Here is a 14,614-nt window from a genome sequence, read left to right on the forward strand (position 1 = left end):
CGCCTGAAGAGATTTTCAGGGTGTTTCAGGATGCGTTCAGTGGCGCGTTGGCACTCTTTCGGCGAAGCAATCCACTGAAAGGGACCATCATGCTGACGGCTGTCGGGGCTGACCACGTGGTCAAGGCTTATGGCAAGGGCGATGCCCAGGTACACGCGCTGCGCGGGGTGAGCGTGGCGTTCCCCGCACGCCGGTTCACGGCCATCATGGGGCCGTCCGGATCCGGCAAGTCCACCTTGCTGCACTGCCTTGCCGGACTGGACACAGTGGATTCCGGGGTGGTGTCGGTCGGGCAGACCGCGATCTCCGGCATGACCGACCGGCAGCTGACGTTGCTGCGGCGCGACCGGATCGGGTTCGTCTTCCAGGCGTTCAACCTGCTGCCGACGCTCACCGCCGAGCAGAACATCCTGCTCGGCATGCAGCTGGCCGGTCGTCAGGTGGATCGGCAGTGGTTCGACGCGGTGGTGCACATGCTGGGCTTGCGGGACCGGCTCGGGCACAAACCCAGCCAGTTGTCCGGTGGCCAGCAACAGCGGGTGGCGTGTGCGCGGGCTCTGGTCGGCAAGCCGGAAGTGGTGTTCGCCGACGAACCGACCGGCAACCTTGACTCCCGTTCAGGCAGCGAGGTGTTGCGGTTCCTGAAGATGTCGGTCGGCGAGCTCGGCCAGACGGTGATCATGGTGACGCACGACCCGGTCGCGGCGTCGTATGCCGATGAAGTCGTGCTCCTGGCTGACGGTCAGATCGCCGGGCGGATCCAGGGCCCGACACCTGCCACGGTCACGAACGCGCTCGCGCAGTTGGCGGCGTGATGCTGAGGGTTGTTCTTGCCGGGCTGAAGGCCCGGACCGCGAGGCTGATCCTGTGCATGGTCGCGATCGCGCTCGGCGTCACGTTCGTGACCGGCGCGATGACCCTTGGCGACGCGGTCAAGGCGGAGCTGAGGGCGCAAGCGGCCGCGAGCGTGCGGAATGTCGACGTCCAGGTCGAGGCCAGTGCCAAGCGGCTCGAAACCAAGGCGTTGGACGCTGTCCGCGCCGTTCCCGGAGTCGCGGCGGCGGACTGGCGGGACGTATCGGCGACTCCGATCGTGGAAGGCCGCACGGTCAAGGACGCGGCCGCGACCACGCTGGCGACCGACGACCGGCTCCGCCCGTTCGACCTCGTCAAAGGCCGCTACCCGGCCAGTGCGGCCGAGGTCGCGGTCGATGAGCGGGCCGGATACGAGCCCGGACAACAGATCACGCTCATGGTGCAGGGCCAGCAAACACCTTTCACCGTCGTCGGCACGATCAAACCATTGGTCACCAGCGGAGACCTTGGTGGCAGCGGAACCCAGGTGACGCTGCTGCCTGAGGTGCTGCACAGCGACGAGCACAGCAAGATCGTCGTACGAGCTGCGCCGGACACAAGCCGCCAAGCACTGGCGAGCGCGATCTCCAAAGTGGTCTCCGGGGCCAAGGTGCAGACCGGGGCGCAGGCGGAAGCGGAACTCGTGCGGCAAACCCCACCTGGCGGTGACAGTCTTGGTGATTTTCTGACTGCCTTTGCCATTCTGGCGTCGGCCGTGGCCGTTTTGGTCATCCACAACACGTTCACCATCCTGATCGCCCAGCGTTCCAGCGAACTCGCCCTGCTGCGCTGCATCGGCGCGGGCAGGCGGCAGGTGTTCATGGGCGTGGTGGGAGAGGCCCTGGGGATGGGCATCGTGGCCTCCTTGATCGGATTCCTTGCCGGGCTGGGGCTTTCGGCCGCACTCCAAGGCTCGCTCGGCCAAGACGTGTACATGCCGATCGCGACGCGCACGATCGTGGCGGCGTTCGCGGTTGGCGTGCTGGTCACCCTGTTCGCGTCGGTCCTCCCGGCCCGGCGTGCCACGGCCGTCGCGCCGATCGCCGCGTTGCGAGCGTTGCCGGACGGCGACGTGCAGCGCACGAGCAAGAAGCGCGTGGCGGCGGCAGTGGTGTTGTTCGCCCTTGGCGTGCTGGCCGCAATCGTGGGTGTCCCCAATGGTCAAGATGGCGCCGCGATCGTCGGCCTGGGCATCTTGGCCTTCTTTGGCGCGGTTCTCGCGCTCGGACCTGTCCTAGTTGGACCGTTCGTGCGGACGTTAGGAGCGTTGCCACGCCGTATATTCGGAACTACTGGCGTACTAGCGACCGCGAATGCGGATCGAAACCCCAGACGGACCGCGGCGACAACGGCGGCACTCACGATCTGCCTGATGGTCGTCATCCTGGTCACGACGGTGACCGCCAGTGTCGAGCAGAGCACGAACGACGCCGTGAACAAGCAGTTCGTCGCGGATTACTCGGTGGTGTCAGCCATTTCCGGTCAAGCGCTGCCCGAGTCCCTTGTGACACGACTGGGTGAAGTGGCCACAACCACACCGATGTACAACTCGTCGGTGAGCCTCGACACCGGCGGCGGAGCCTCATTGACCGGTGTTCAAGGCGATGTGGTCGGCACACTGCTGCGGCCGGCCGTGATCAGCGGCTCGCTTGACCGGATCGGGCCGGGTGACATCGCGCTCAGCCAAGAGTTCGCCAAGCAGTCCGGCCTGACGGTCGGGCAGACCGTGACGGCCGATCGGAAACTGAAACTGACAGTCACTGGAATTTACGAAGCCGCCTCGGGCCCTGGCGCCGACATCGGACTCACCATGGTGGACATGAGCACGGCGCGGCAGTTGGAGACGGATTTCCGTGGCTACGACGCGATCTTGGTCAAACTCAAGCCAGGAATCACTGCCGCACAGCTCGAACAAGTCGTTGCGACCTCACCATTGGCCCAGATGCGCGACATCACCCAGCTCAGGGACCAGATGACCGAGTCGTTGCGGGACACCCTCGCGGTGTTGTGGGCCCTGATAGGGCTGGCTGTTGTGGTGGCGCTCGCGGGCATCGCGAACACGCTGTCGCTCTCAGTTCTCGAACGCACCAGGGAATCCGCGTTGCTCAGGGCGCTCGGCCTGACCAGGGGAGGCCTCGGCGGGACGCTGGTCATCGAGGCTGGCCTGATCACCGGTGTCGGTGCGATTCTTGGCTTGGTGCTGGGGATTGGCGGCGCCTGGCTGATCGTGTTGACGGCATCAACTGACGCCGCACCGATCACGCTGACCGTCCCGTTTGTACAGATCGTGGTCCTGCTTGGCGCAGCGGTTCTCGCGGCACCGCTGGCGACGTTGCCGCCCGCGCGCAAGGCCGCGAAGGGACAAGTGACCGAGGGGCTTGCGGTGGCGTGAAACGGAGTTTTAGCCTAAGCGGGCAGTAAAATGGGCTGTTACCGCCTGGAAGGGCAATTTCCCGCCAGGCGGTCCAGCGAAACCGCACGTAGCGTGGCCTCTATGCGAGCCGATATCTCCGAGAGTAACAAGCTGGCGGGTCGCGCGCTGCCGTCGAAGCGGCTGCTGTGCAGCGAGCCTCTTGGCTGGCAGTCGATGCTCGCCAGGACATACCGCGATCCGGACGTGACCGACGAGTTCACCACCGTGGCATCGTCGGAACTGACCCTGGTGGTCGCGCTGAGTGGCACGATGCAGATCGAAAGTCGCAAGGGCAGGGGCTGGCACCGGGCGAACTACCGCCCGGGCTCAGCCGGGCTGACCGCGCCGGGCAACGTCAGCGTGCTGCGGTGGAAGTCCACCTCGCCGTATCCCTTGGAATCACTGCACTTGCATCTGCCGGTGGACGAGTACTGGGCGTTCGACTCACTGCTGCTCGAGGACCCGTTGGTCGCCGCGGCGGGCAACGCGTTGAAGCGCGCGCTGCAGCAGAGTGCGCCTGAGTACTACGCGGAGTCGATCACCCAGATGCTCGTCGCCCATCTGATGTACACGGCCAACAACAAACCGGCCGTCGAACCGCTCGCGATGGGACGGTCCGGTTTGGATCAAGTCACCGAGTACATGCGGGCTCACCTGTCCGAGGACATCCGACTGGATGAACTCGCGGCACTTGTCAGCGTCAGCAAGTACCACTTCCTGCGGATGTTCACGCGCGCGACAGGACAGACTCCACACCGTTACCTGACCGAGCTACGGATGGCACGGGCGGCGGAAATGTTGCGGGACAACGACAAGACTGTGTTGCAAGTCGCAATCGCGTGCGGGTACCGCAGTCCTGGCCAGTTCGCGGCCGCTTTCCGGCGCCGGTACGGCGTCTCGCCGACCGAGTTCCGCAATTTCGGGTGACCATCCCGCAATGCGGGGTGAGAAAAGCCTGGCTCTGCCATCCAGTCTGAAACCCTCGAATTGACGAATGGGCAGGTCAGATGGTTGACGCGACAAGCGCGGAGACGGCGACGACGCCCACAGCGGTCAGTGTTGCCGGACTGCTCGTGGTCGTTCCCGCCTTCGTCTTGCTGGCGTTCGGGTTCGGCGGACCCGAGCAGACGGTGGACGCACTCGGTGCGGTGACCACGTACGCGCTGCCTGCGATCGCGATGATCGCGTTCTGGTGGCAGGACTGGCCGGGCAGCCGGTTGCGGCCGGGTTGGTCCGGTTTGACCGATACCGCGATCATCCTGATCGTCGGGCTCGGTCTGGCGTGGATAGGTGACATGGTCGTCGCCGCGGACGACACGGTTCCACTTGGGATCGCGGTGTTCGTGGTGATCTTGCAACTGACCCTGGTGTCGGACGGCTGGCCATTACAGGGGCGTGGCGTCCACTGGCCGGGCCTTGTCGCCCTGGTGGCCAGCTGGATCGTCGGCGCGGGACTCTATCTTGTCGCGACCGCCGCGGGCATGGGACACGGGTTCTTCTCGTCCCTGCTCGCGGCGATCGGTATGTGGCAGACAGTGTTCTTCGTGGCGCTGCGCGGCTGGCCGTTCAGCAAGATCAGCAGGTTCCGCCTCAGGTTGGCGGCCAGCAACCTCGGGGTGATCGCCGCGGGTCTGCTGACTCACGTTGTGCTGCTCGACGTGGTCGGGTGGGACTACGGCAGGGTCGGCGCGGTCGGCAGTTGTGGTATCGCCGCGGTTCTCGTGGTCGCCATGCTGTTCGAGCCGATGGGCAAGGTGCTGACGGTCACAACCGTCGTGATCGGCACCATTGTGCTCTACTTAGGACTGTCCACTGTCGTGAACCAACTGACCGAGCCTGACCATTGGGTGGCTTACGCCGCCGCTAACGCACTCGGCATCGCAGTCATCATGCACGTCGCGGTATGGCGACGCTGGCCGGTGGGAGGTAAGAAGAAGTGAAGATCACGCTGAAGGTCGACGGGGTCGAGCACAAGCTGGACGTTGACCCGCGTACGACGTTGCTGGACGCGCTTCGTGACCGGCTTGGGATCACCAGTACCAAGAAAGGCTGCGACCACGGCCAGTGTGGCGCGTGCACGATCCTGCTTGACGGCAAGCGTGCGGTCAGCTGTCTGGCATTGGCTGTGGCGCACCAGGACGCGGAGATCGTGACCGCGGCAGGCCTTGCCGATGGCGACGAGCTGCACCCGCTGCAGAAGGCGTTCATCGAGCACGACGCGTTCCAATGTGGATACTGCACGCCCGGCCAGATCGTTTCGGCCGTCGGCATGATCCAGGAGGCCAAGGAGGGCTGGCCGAGCGTGGTCAGTGAGGACCCGAACGCCGAGCAGGTCGAGCTCACGCATACCGAGATCGCCGAGCGGATGAGCGGCAACCTGTGCCGCTGCGCCGCGTACTGCAACATCGTTCCCGCCATCTCGGAGGTCGCGAACTCATGAAGCCGTTCCGCTACGAGCAGCCGGCCGACGTGACCTCGGCGATCACGATGATGCGCGACGAACCGCATGCCGCGTACCTTGCCGGTGGGACCAACCTCGTCGACCTGATGAAGGTCGAAGTGGCCACCCCGGACGTGCTGATCGACATCAGAACCTTGACCTCGAAGCAGATCGAGGACCTGCCAGACGGCGGCCTGCGGATCGGCGCGGCGGTGTCCAATTCGGAGATCGCCGCCGACCGGCGCGTCCGGCGTAACTATTCGATGCTCTCGCAGGCGATCCTCGCCGGTGCGTCCTACCAGTTGCGCAACTGGGCCACGGCAGGCGGAAACCTGTTGCAGCGCACCCGGTGTTCCTACTTCCAGGACGTCGAGATGCCGTGCAACAAGCGCGAGCCAGGCACCGGATGTTCAGCGCTGCAAGGACATCACCGCGACCTCGCGATCATCGGACACTCGCCTTCATGTGTGGCGACTTTTCCGTCGGACATGGCCGTGCCGCTCGCCGCGTTGAACGCTGTCGTGCGGGTGCAGGGCCTCGACGGCGAGCGGATGATTCCGCTGACCGACTTCCACCGGTTGCCTGAGGACACACCTGACCGCGACAACGTGCTCGAACGTGGTGAGCTGATCACCGCGATCGACCTGCCAGCGTTCTCGGCGCCTTCGGCATATCGCAAGGTCAGGGACCGGGCGTCGTACGCGTTCGCCCTGGTTTCTGTTGCCGCGTCGCTGGAAATCGCCGACGGGGTCATCAAGGACGTCCGCATCGCTCTCGGCGGGATGGCGCACAAGCCTTGGCGTGCTTGGGAAGCCGAGCGGATGCTACGCAGTCTGGCGCCGACCGTTGACCACTTCCAGGTGGCCGCCGAAGCCGAGCTGGCTCAGGCACAGCCCTTGCGGGACAACGGTTTCAAGGTCCCGCTGGCCCGCAATGTCATTGTTCGCATGCTTTCTGACCTTGCCAATATCACGGAGGTTGGCCAGTGACCGCCATCGGCAAGCCGCTCAACCGGATCGACGGCCCGCTGAAGGTCCGCGGCGCCGCGCCGTACGCCTTCGAGCAGCACGTCACCAACCCGGCGCACGTGTTCCCGCTACTGTCCACGATCGCAGCTGGCCGCATCGCCCAGATCGACGCCGAGCAGGCGCTGGCCGAACCCGGCGTGATCGCCGTGGTCACGCACGAGAACGCCATCAAGCTCAACGCGACCGGCGACCCACAGATCGACGTGCTGCAGAGCGACGAAGTGGGCTGGTACGGCCAGTTCATCGGCGCGGTCATCGCGGAAACCCCGGAAATCGCGCGCTACGCGGCGGGTTTGGTCCAGGTGCACTACGAGCCACGTACCCACGACGTCGAGATGCGCGGCGACCGTGAGGACGTCGTCAAGCCTCACCACGCCGCGCTGTTCGGCGAGATGGACGGCGAGCTGCAGAACGGTATGCCCGCCGACACCAGCTTCGGCGACGTCGACGCCGCGTTGGCGGCCGCGGACTTCCGGATCGACCAGACGTACACGACACCGATCAACCACCACAATCCTCTGGAACCGCATGCCGCGGTGGTGGAGTGGGCCGACGACTCGCACGTCACGGTCTACATGGGCAGCCAGGGCGTGTCGATGAACCAGGGGATCATCGCCGCGCTGTTCGGGCTTGAACCGGCGAACGTCCGTATTGTCGCGCCGTACACCGGCGGTGGGTTCGGGTCGAAGATCCGGCCGCACTCCTACGCGACGCTGGCGGTCATGGTCAGCAAGATCGTCGGCCGGTCGGTGAAACTCAACCTGACGCGCCAACAGATGTTCTCGACGGTCGGATACAGGACGCCGACGTCGTCACGCGTCCAGCTCGGTGCGACCGCGGACGGGAAACTCACCGCGGTCGCGCACGACACCGTCCAGGGCAGCTCCAACGCGTACATGTACGCCGAGCAGATCGGCGTGTGCACGAGGCTGATGTACGACGCGCCGAACCGGCGAACCACGCACCGGTTGGCGATGCTCGACATGCCGGTGCCGACGATCATGCGTGCGCCAGGCGAGTCACAGGGCATGTTCGCGCTCGAGTCAGCGATCGACGAGATGGCTGAGGCGTGCGGGATCGACCCGGTCGAGTTCCGGATCATCAACGAACCCGAACTGCACCCGGAGTCCGGAAACCCGTTCTCCAGCCGCAAACTGAAGGAGTGCCTGACCGAGGGCGCCCGGCGGTTCGACTGGGCCAACCGGTCAAGGCGACGCGAAGGCGCCTGGCTCTACGGCAGCGGCGTGGCCTCCGCGACCTATCCGTCGCCGCGTTTCCCCGGCAACTCCTGCCGGATCACGCATGTCGATGGTCGGTACTCCGTGCAGATCGCGGCGGTGGACATCGGCACCGGCACGTGGACGGCCTTGTCGCAGATCGCCGCGGACGCCCTTGGCGTCGATATCTCCCTTGTGGACTTGGAGATCGGCGACAGCTCGCTGCCGATGGGCTCGACGGCCGGGTTCTCCTCCGGTCTTGGCAGTTGGGGCAACGCCGTGATGGAGGCGGCGAAGCTGCTCAAGGACGGCAAGAAGACCGAGACCGAGGTGTTCGGCGGCAACCCCAAGGCCGCGGAGTACGAGATGAACACCTTCGGCGCGCACTTCGTCGAGGTGCGGGTGAACTCCGAAACCGGCGAGATCCGCGTGCCCCGGATGCTCGGTGTGTTCGACGCTGGCCGGATCATCAACCCGAAGACCGCCCGGTCGCAGCTGGTCGGCGCGATGACCCAGGGCCTGTCACAGACACTGCACGAGGCGACCGTGGTGGACACCCGCTACGGCCAGTTCGTCAACCGTGACTTCGCCGGGTACCACTTCGCGGCCAACGCCGATGTGGGCACCGTGGAGGCGTACTGGGTCGAGTCGAAGGACGAGTACACCAACGAGTTGGGCACGAAGGGCATAGGCGAGATCGGCATCGTCGGTATGACGGCCGCCATCGCCAACGCGGTGTATCACGCGACCGGTATCCGCGTGCGTGACCTGCCGATCACGCTCGACAAGATCATCGGGCAGATATAGGTTGCAACCCTTGCTGTGTCGGGACCGTCTTTATCAATATGGCGGTCTCGACACGGTTATCGGCGCTCGGTTTGGTTTTGGTCGTCACGGCTTGTGGCACTGACGCTCCTCCCGAGCCGTTGCCGCCCGCACTTCCGGTCGCACACCAGGTCCCGGCGGATATGGCCAGGCTGGTCTCGGCCATGGACACGTTCGGACTCGACCTGCTGACCTCACCGACCCTGGCGGACCGGTCCAACCTGGTCGTATCCCCGGCCAGTGTGTCGCTGGCGTTGCAGATGGTCGGCGCCGGGGCGGCTGGGGAGACGGCTGCGCAGATCAACAAGGTGCTGCACCTGCCCGAAGGCGTGCAGCCTCGGATGCCCGCGTTCGACCTCACCGACCTCAAGGTCAACAACATCGTCTGGGCGCAGCAGGGCATGGCGGTTGAGCCTGCGTACACCGCCACGTTGCGAAACCAGTTCGGCGCCACGATGAACGAGGCCGATTTCATCAGGGACTCGCGCGGTGCTCGTGAGCGGATCAACAAGACCGTCGAAGACCAGACCGCAGGCAAGATCTCAGATTTGTTCCCGTCTGAAGCGATCAACCCGACGACACGGATGGTGCTCACGAACGCGCTGTATCTGAAGGCCGCGTGGGCTCGGGAGTTCCCCAAGGAGATGACCAGGGACGATCCGTTCACCCGCGCCGACGGCTCGACCGTCACCGTGCCGATGATGCGCAATGATCTTTCCAAAGAGCCAAAGGCGCAGCTCGGCTACGCCGAAGGGCCGGGGTATCAGGTCGTGACTGTGCCGTACAAAGGCGGCAAGCTGGCGTTCACCGTGATCCTGGCTTCCTCGCAGGAAGCTGTTCGTACCAAGGGAATCGCGGCTCTGCTCAGCGAGGTCCAGCCGATGGACGTGCAGCTCGCGATGCCCAAGTTCACCGTGCGGTCAGGCATGGAGCTGGCGACGACCCTCGAAGACGCCGGAATGCCGCTCGCGTTCTCGCCATCGGCGGACTTCAGCGGAATAACCCTGCAGGAGCGGCTGTACATCAGCTCGGTGCAGCACAAGACTTTCGTCCAGGTGGACGAGGAAGGTACCGAGGCCGCGGCGGCGACTGGCGTTGTCATGAAAACCACGTCGGCGCCGATGGTGCAGACCGTGACCGTGGACCGGCCGTTCATCTTCGTCATCACCGACACGACAACGGGAGCGCCTTTGTTCCTCGGCCGGATCAACGATCCCACAGCAGGCTGAAGCACTAAGGTGGTCGCGTGCACCTGCGGATTACTTCCGGCCTCGTTGCCGCTGCCATGCTGCTGACTGGCTGTACCAGTCAGCCGGAAGCGGCTCCTCCTCCAGCGAAGACCACCGCCTCGCCCGAGTTTTGCCGGGACCTGCCGGCGTTCAACGACCATGTGACGACCTATATGGCCCACAGCTTGGGCCTCATGGACGGTGGCTCCATAGATTTGGTGTCCCTACAGCAGTCCTCTGCCGCCGTCGCCTCGCTCGGTGAGAAGATGGCGCCGACGGTGCCAGCGGAGATCGTGCCGCAGTTCGGCGTGGTGCGAAAGATGGTCGCCACGTCGGCAGCAGGCGTCAAGCCTGACTGGAAAGCCAGCGAAATCGATATCCCGATGAGCGATGAGCAGGCTCGTGCTTGGGAAGCGGTACAGCTGTACAAGGGATGCTGAGTTCTCAGGTGCTCGACTTCCGGCGGGCGTAGTGCGCGCGGGCTTTGGCGCGGTTGCCGCATCTGGCCATCGAGCACCATTGGCGGTTGTGCTTGGGTGACGCGTCGACGAAACGCACCCCGCAGGTGTCGGACGCGCAGATCCGCACCAGCCCGTTGCTGGCCACGAGGTCAATGGCATCCGTGGCCAGCTCGGCCAGGATCGCCCGGACCGGGCCTTGGGAAAACCGAAGCACTCGCTGCGGCCCGTCGGCATGGATCTGCAACTGGGGAACCGGCAGCTCAGCAGCCATTTGGTTGACCAGGCGCACGTCGGCCGCCTTCGTTTCGCCCCGTGCCAACCGGTCGATGGCTTCACGCAGTTCGCGGGCCAATGCCAGTTCTTCGGCCGTCACGCGGTGACGACGTTCGGCATGCCCGGCCGCGACCAGCCATTCCGCCAGCAAAGCCGGGTCGGTCAGCTGTTCACGGCCGCTCGTGTAGCGGTCGCGCAGCGTGTTCACGAAGTCGAGGCAGCGCCTGCCGCCGTCGAAGATCCAGTCCACGGTCTTGATTCTAACCCTCTCATAGGGTTAGAAAGAAGTATGGACTCAGCGATGCTGACGGTGAACGGGATTCGCATGCACTACCGGCGTGGCGGCGACGGGCCACCCGTGGTGCTGCTGCACGGATGGCCGCAGACCTCCTACTGCTGGCACAAGATCTTCGACGATCTGGCGGCGACACATACCGTGATCGCCCCGGACCTGCGTGGATACGGGCTGACCGACAAACCCCGGGACGGCTTCGACAAGCGCACGATGGCCTCGGACGTCTCGGAACTCGTCCGTGCGCTGGGGTTTGACCGGGTCAGCGTGGTCGGGCACGACCGGGGCGGCAGAGTCGCACATCGATGGGCGCTCGACCGTCCCGATGAGATCGACCGGTTCGCGGTCATGGACATCATCCCGACGCGGGAGATGTGGCGGCGGATGACCGCCGACACCGCCCGCGGCTACTGGCACTGGCTGTTTCACCTACAGCCCGATCTGCCGGAACTGCTTGCCGGGCAGAACATCCCGGCGTACCTGAACTACTTCTTCGAACGCTGGACCTACCAGCGGCAAGGGCTCGACGCGGCTGACGAGTACATCAAGGCGTTCTCCGCGCCCGGTGCACTGCGGGCGGGTTTCGACGACTATCGCGCGTCTTTTCCCGCCGACGCCGACCATGATGACGCTGACGCGGGACGCAAGCTGACGATCCCGGTGCTGTCCCTATGGGGCGCAACAGGTTTGCTCGGCAAGTTGCCGACGCTGGAGATCTGGCGTGCCTATGCCGAGGACGTCACGGGCTTCGCGATCGAGGAGTGCGGGCACTTCCTCGCTGAGGAGCAACCGGCCACTGTGGCCGATCACCTCAAGAAATTCCTTGTCTAGTAACGGACATCGCTCTGCAGTAATGGCGGGTACACATCGGACGGCACACCATCCACTGTGGCCCGCGAACTGCGGCATCTGGCGCTGGGCGCCGTGCACCCGCCAGATCGGCCTGGCCGACAGCGCGCTGACCCACATCAACCGGGCGGTCCGGTGGATCAGGGACAACTACGCCGAAGCCGTGCGCGTCGAAGACCTCGCCCGGCTGGCCGCGATGAGCCCGTCGGCGTTCCACCGGCATTTCCGTTCCGTGACAACGATGAGCCCGGTGCAGTTCCAGAAAACCATCCGCCTGCAGGAAGCCCGGGCGTTGTTGGTGTCCAGACCCGGGGACGTGGCTGGCGTCGGACACCTGGTCGGCTACGAAAGCGCGTCGCAGTTCACCAGGGAGTACCGCCGCATGTTCGGCACCCCACCCAGCCAGGACGCGGTCCGCCTACGCGCCCGGAGTCTGCCGTAGCGGCACGCGCCAACACAGCTCGGTGCCCGCTTTCGTTGACTCCGCGGTGAAAGTGCCGCCGAGCTGGCTGGCCCGAGTGGACATGTTCGCGAGCCCGCTGCGGCGGCCACCTGCGGGAATGCCGACGCCGTTGTCGGTGATGCGCAGCATCAGATCACCGCTCAAAGCGACTTCGACCGAAGCTGTGGTGGCCTGCGCGTGCCTGGCCACATTGGACAGTGCCTCCCGGAGAACCGGAAGCAACTGCTCGCTGATCTCCCTGGGCACCGAAGTGTCCACTGGGCCACGAAACCGCAACGAAGGCGCGAACCCCAGGGCGGCATTGGCATCGTCCACTGTGGCCAATACAAGGGAACGCAGGCTTTCGAACGATTGGTGCTGCAGCGCGAACACCGTCGTACGAATCTCCTGGATGGTCATGTCCAGGTCCTCGACAGCCCGGCGGACGCGGTCCGCCGCGTCTGCCGGATCCGTGGGAATCACGGTCGCCGCGGCCTCCAACGCCATGCCTGTCGCGAACACCCGTTGAATCACCAGGTCGTGCAGGCCACGCGCGATACGCTCGCGATCCTCGAACACCACGAGCCGCTGCTGGTCGGCACGCGCCCGTGAATACTGCACGGCCATCGCCACGTGCGCGGCGAAGTTGCGCAACAGATCCAGATCCGCCTGCTCGAACAACGGCTCATGCCGCAACCGGACCAGCAACAGCACGCCAAGCGGCTCGTCACCGGCAGGCAACGGTACGATCGCAGCCGAACCCAGCCGGTTCAACAGCCCGCTGTTGTCGCCTTGCCAGGTTGCCGCGGCATCGCCGTAGTGATCGATCAGGATCGGCTGCCCGGTCTGGAACACGTGCCCCGACGCGGTCCCCTCGATCTCGATCGAAGTACCCGCGAGGTTCTCGACGCCTTGGACGACCTCGAAAACGAGCAACTCGCCCTCTTCGTCGGGCAGCGCGATCGCGGCCATCGGCGCACCCGCGACTTCCCTTGCGTGCTGGGCGATCAAGCCGAGTTCGTCATCGGACTGCCCGCCGAGCAAGGTCGCCGTGATCTCGTTGGACGCACGAAGCCACGCCTCCCGGCGCCGGGACTCCTCAAGCTGCCGGTAGTCCCGTATCGCCAACGCAGCCGCGAGAGCCATAGCGTCGACGGCCTGCCGCCGCATGGGCGTGAACTCGTCGCCCGCGACATACAGGTAGCCGACCGTCTTGTCCTTCAGCTGGATCGGCGCGGCCAGGACGTCATCGCGCGACCAGTCCGGGCCGATAGCCGCGGCGGCGTGGTCGTCCAACCCGACGTGGACCAGAGTGGTGAACTGTTCGCCGTCCCGGTCAAGGATGCCGAGCGCCGAGAACCGGCCGCCCGTCAGGTCCAGCGCACCCTTGGCGATCTCCCGCAACACCTCAGGCAACGTGCGGCCGGCTCGCATCGCCGTCATCGCCTGGAGAAACCGGCGCCCCCGCGGTAGATCCGCTTCCATCCCCACATCATGCCGTCGTCCACTGCGGACCACCGAACGTCTTCACACAGCAGAGTCTTTGGACTCTAAGAGTTGAGGGCACTTGGCCCTGATTCGACGCGACAAAGGGTGCCACCGTGGGCGGCGAGTGCGGAGGTACCCATGCGAGAGCTGACGGTAGCCATGGTGATGACCAAGGACCCGGTCACCGTGGCGCCCGATACAGAAGCCAAGGGGATCATCGAGACAATAACCAGGTACGAGATCAGCGCTGTGCCCGTGGTCAGCCGCGACGGCGTGCCGATCGGGGTGGTGGCCGCCGATGACGTGGTCGCCGGAATGACCGACCGGGCGTTGCACCTGATGACAGTGCCTGTCCGGGCGGTGGACGCCAACGAATCGGTGAGTTTCGCGGCCCGCGAGCTGAACCGGCGCGGCGTCCGGCGGCTGTACGTGGTCGACCACGGCAGCCTTGTGGGCGTGGTCTCCCGGCGTGACCTGCTGCGGGTGTTCCTGCGGTCGGACGAGGAGATCAAGGACGACGTCCAACGGGAAGTCTTCCAGCGGGTGCTGTGGGTGAACCCGAACGCCGTGGTGGTGTCGGTGAACAACGGCACGGTCACGTTGAACGGCCAGCTCGGCAAACGCAGCGAGGTGGAGATCGCGGCCCGCCTGACGACGACGATCCCCGGCGTGGTCGACGTCCGCAATCGCCTTGACTACGTCTGGAACGACCAGCACTACAACTAAGAACCAACCAGCGCCCAGTCCGCTGGTGGCAGCCACACGTCCGCGCGGCGCGGCGGCTGATACGTGCGGCGGACGT

14 protein-coding genes are annotated in these 14,614 nt (G+C 65.4%); 12 read left to right on the forward strand and 2 right to left on the reverse strand.

Annotated elements, in window-relative coordinates:
- Positions 1-89 precede the first annotated feature (89 nt).
- The 9 genes from LWC34_RS50590 (at position 90) to LWC34_RS50630 (ending at position 10,447) form a co-directional block, all read left to right on the forward strand.
- Positions 90-815, forward strand: a complete 726-nt coding sequence (locus LWC34_RS50590) for an ABC transporter ATP-binding protein (protein ID WP_233733314.1) — start codon at positions 90-92, stop codon at positions 813-815.
- Positions 815-3,247, forward strand: coding sequence for an ABC transporter permease (locus LWC34_RS50595; RefSeq protein ID WP_233733315.1), 2,433 nt, complete (start codon positions 815-817; stop codon positions 3,245-3,247). Before LWC34_RS50590 ends, LWC34_RS50595 begins: the two co-directional genes overlap by 1 nt.
- A gap of 102 nt (positions 3,248-3,349) precedes the next feature.
- Entirely contained in the window at positions 3,350-4,195 is an 846-nt protein-coding gene (locus tag LWC34_RS50600) for a helix-turn-helix domain-containing protein (RefSeq protein ID WP_233733316.1), read from the forward strand.
- Positions 4,196-4,275: 80 nt separating this feature from the next.
- Positions 4,276-5,208 (forward strand): hypothetical protein, encoded by a 933-nt coding sequence (locus LWC34_RS50605; RefSeq protein ID WP_233733317.1) that lies wholly within the window; start codon positions 4,276-4,278, stop codon positions 5,206-5,208.
- Entirely contained in the window at positions 5,205-5,708 is a 504-nt protein-coding gene (locus tag LWC34_RS50610; protein ID WP_233733318.1) for a (2Fe-2S)-binding protein, read from the forward strand. Before LWC34_RS50605 ends, LWC34_RS50610 begins: the two co-directional genes overlap by 4 nt.
- Positions 5,705-6,697, forward strand: a complete 993-nt coding sequence (locus tag LWC34_RS50615) for an FAD binding domain-containing protein (RefSeq protein WP_233733319.1) — start codon at positions 5,705-5,707, stop codon at positions 6,695-6,697. Before LWC34_RS50610 ends, LWC34_RS50615 begins: the two co-directional genes overlap by 4 nt.
- Positions 6,694-8,760 carry a xanthine dehydrogenase family protein molybdopterin-binding subunit gene (locus LWC34_RS50620; RefSeq protein ID WP_233733321.1) on the forward strand — a complete coding sequence of 689 codons (2,067 nt, stop codon included), beginning with the start codon at positions 6,694-6,696 and terminating at the stop codon, positions 8,758-8,760. The genes LWC34_RS50615 and LWC34_RS50620 overlap by 4 nt, the downstream gene beginning before the upstream one ends.
- 38 nt (positions 8,761-8,798) lie before the next feature.
- Complete coding sequence (locus LWC34_RS50625; protein WP_233733323.1) at positions 8,799-10,007, forward strand: serpin family protein; 1,209 nt, start codon at positions 8,799-8,801, stop codon at positions 10,005-10,007.
- Positions 10,008-10,024: 17 nt separating this feature from the next.
- Positions 10,025-10,447, forward strand: coding sequence for a hypothetical protein (locus LWC34_RS50630; RefSeq protein WP_233733324.1), 423 nt, complete (start codon positions 10,025-10,027; stop codon positions 10,445-10,447).
- Positions 10,448-10,451: 4 nt separating this feature from the next.
- On the opposite strand, the gene LWC34_RS50635 is transcribed toward LWC34_RS50630, so the two are convergent.
- A complete protein-coding gene (locus LWC34_RS50635; RefSeq protein ID WP_233733325.1) occupies positions 10,452-10,991 on the reverse strand; it encodes a CGNR zinc finger domain-containing protein in 540 nt (179 codons plus the stop codon).
- A 39-nt stretch (positions 10,992-11,030) separates the two neighbouring features.
- Here LWC34_RS50635 and LWC34_RS50640 point away from each other — a divergent pair, with 39 nt between their 5' ends.
- On the forward strand, positions 11,031-11,864 hold the full coding sequence (locus LWC34_RS50640) for an alpha/beta fold hydrolase (RefSeq protein ID WP_233733326.1): 834 nt from the start codon (positions 11,031-11,033) through the stop codon (positions 11,862-11,864).
- Positions 11,865-11,886: 22 nt separating this feature from the next.
- Complete coding sequence (locus tag LWC34_RS50645; RefSeq protein WP_233733328.1) at positions 11,887-12,324, forward strand: helix-turn-helix domain-containing protein; 438 nt, start codon at positions 11,887-11,889, stop codon at positions 12,322-12,324.
- Here LWC34_RS50645 and LWC34_RS50650 read toward each other — a convergent pair.
- A complete protein-coding gene (locus tag LWC34_RS50650) occupies positions 12,301-13,809 on the reverse strand; it encodes a GAF domain-containing sensor histidine kinase (RefSeq protein ID WP_233733330.1) in 1,509 nt (502 codons plus the stop codon). The two genes, LWC34_RS50645 and LWC34_RS50650, sit on opposite strands and share 24 nt — an antisense overlap.
- A gap of 141 nt (positions 13,810-13,950) precedes the next feature.
- On the opposite strand from LWC34_RS50650, the gene LWC34_RS50655 reads away from it, so the two are divergent.
- Positions 13,951-14,538, forward strand: a complete 588-nt coding sequence (locus LWC34_RS50655; protein WP_233733331.1) for a CBS domain-containing protein — start codon at positions 13,951-13,953, stop codon at positions 14,536-14,538.
- Positions 14,539-14,614: the final 76 nt, after the last annotated feature.

Origin of the sequence: Kibdelosporangium philippinense, from assembly GCF_021390435.2 — a bacterium.
Lineage (GTDB): Bacteria > Actinomycetota > Actinomycetes > Mycobacteriales > Pseudonocardiaceae > Kibdelosporangium > Kibdelosporangium philippinense.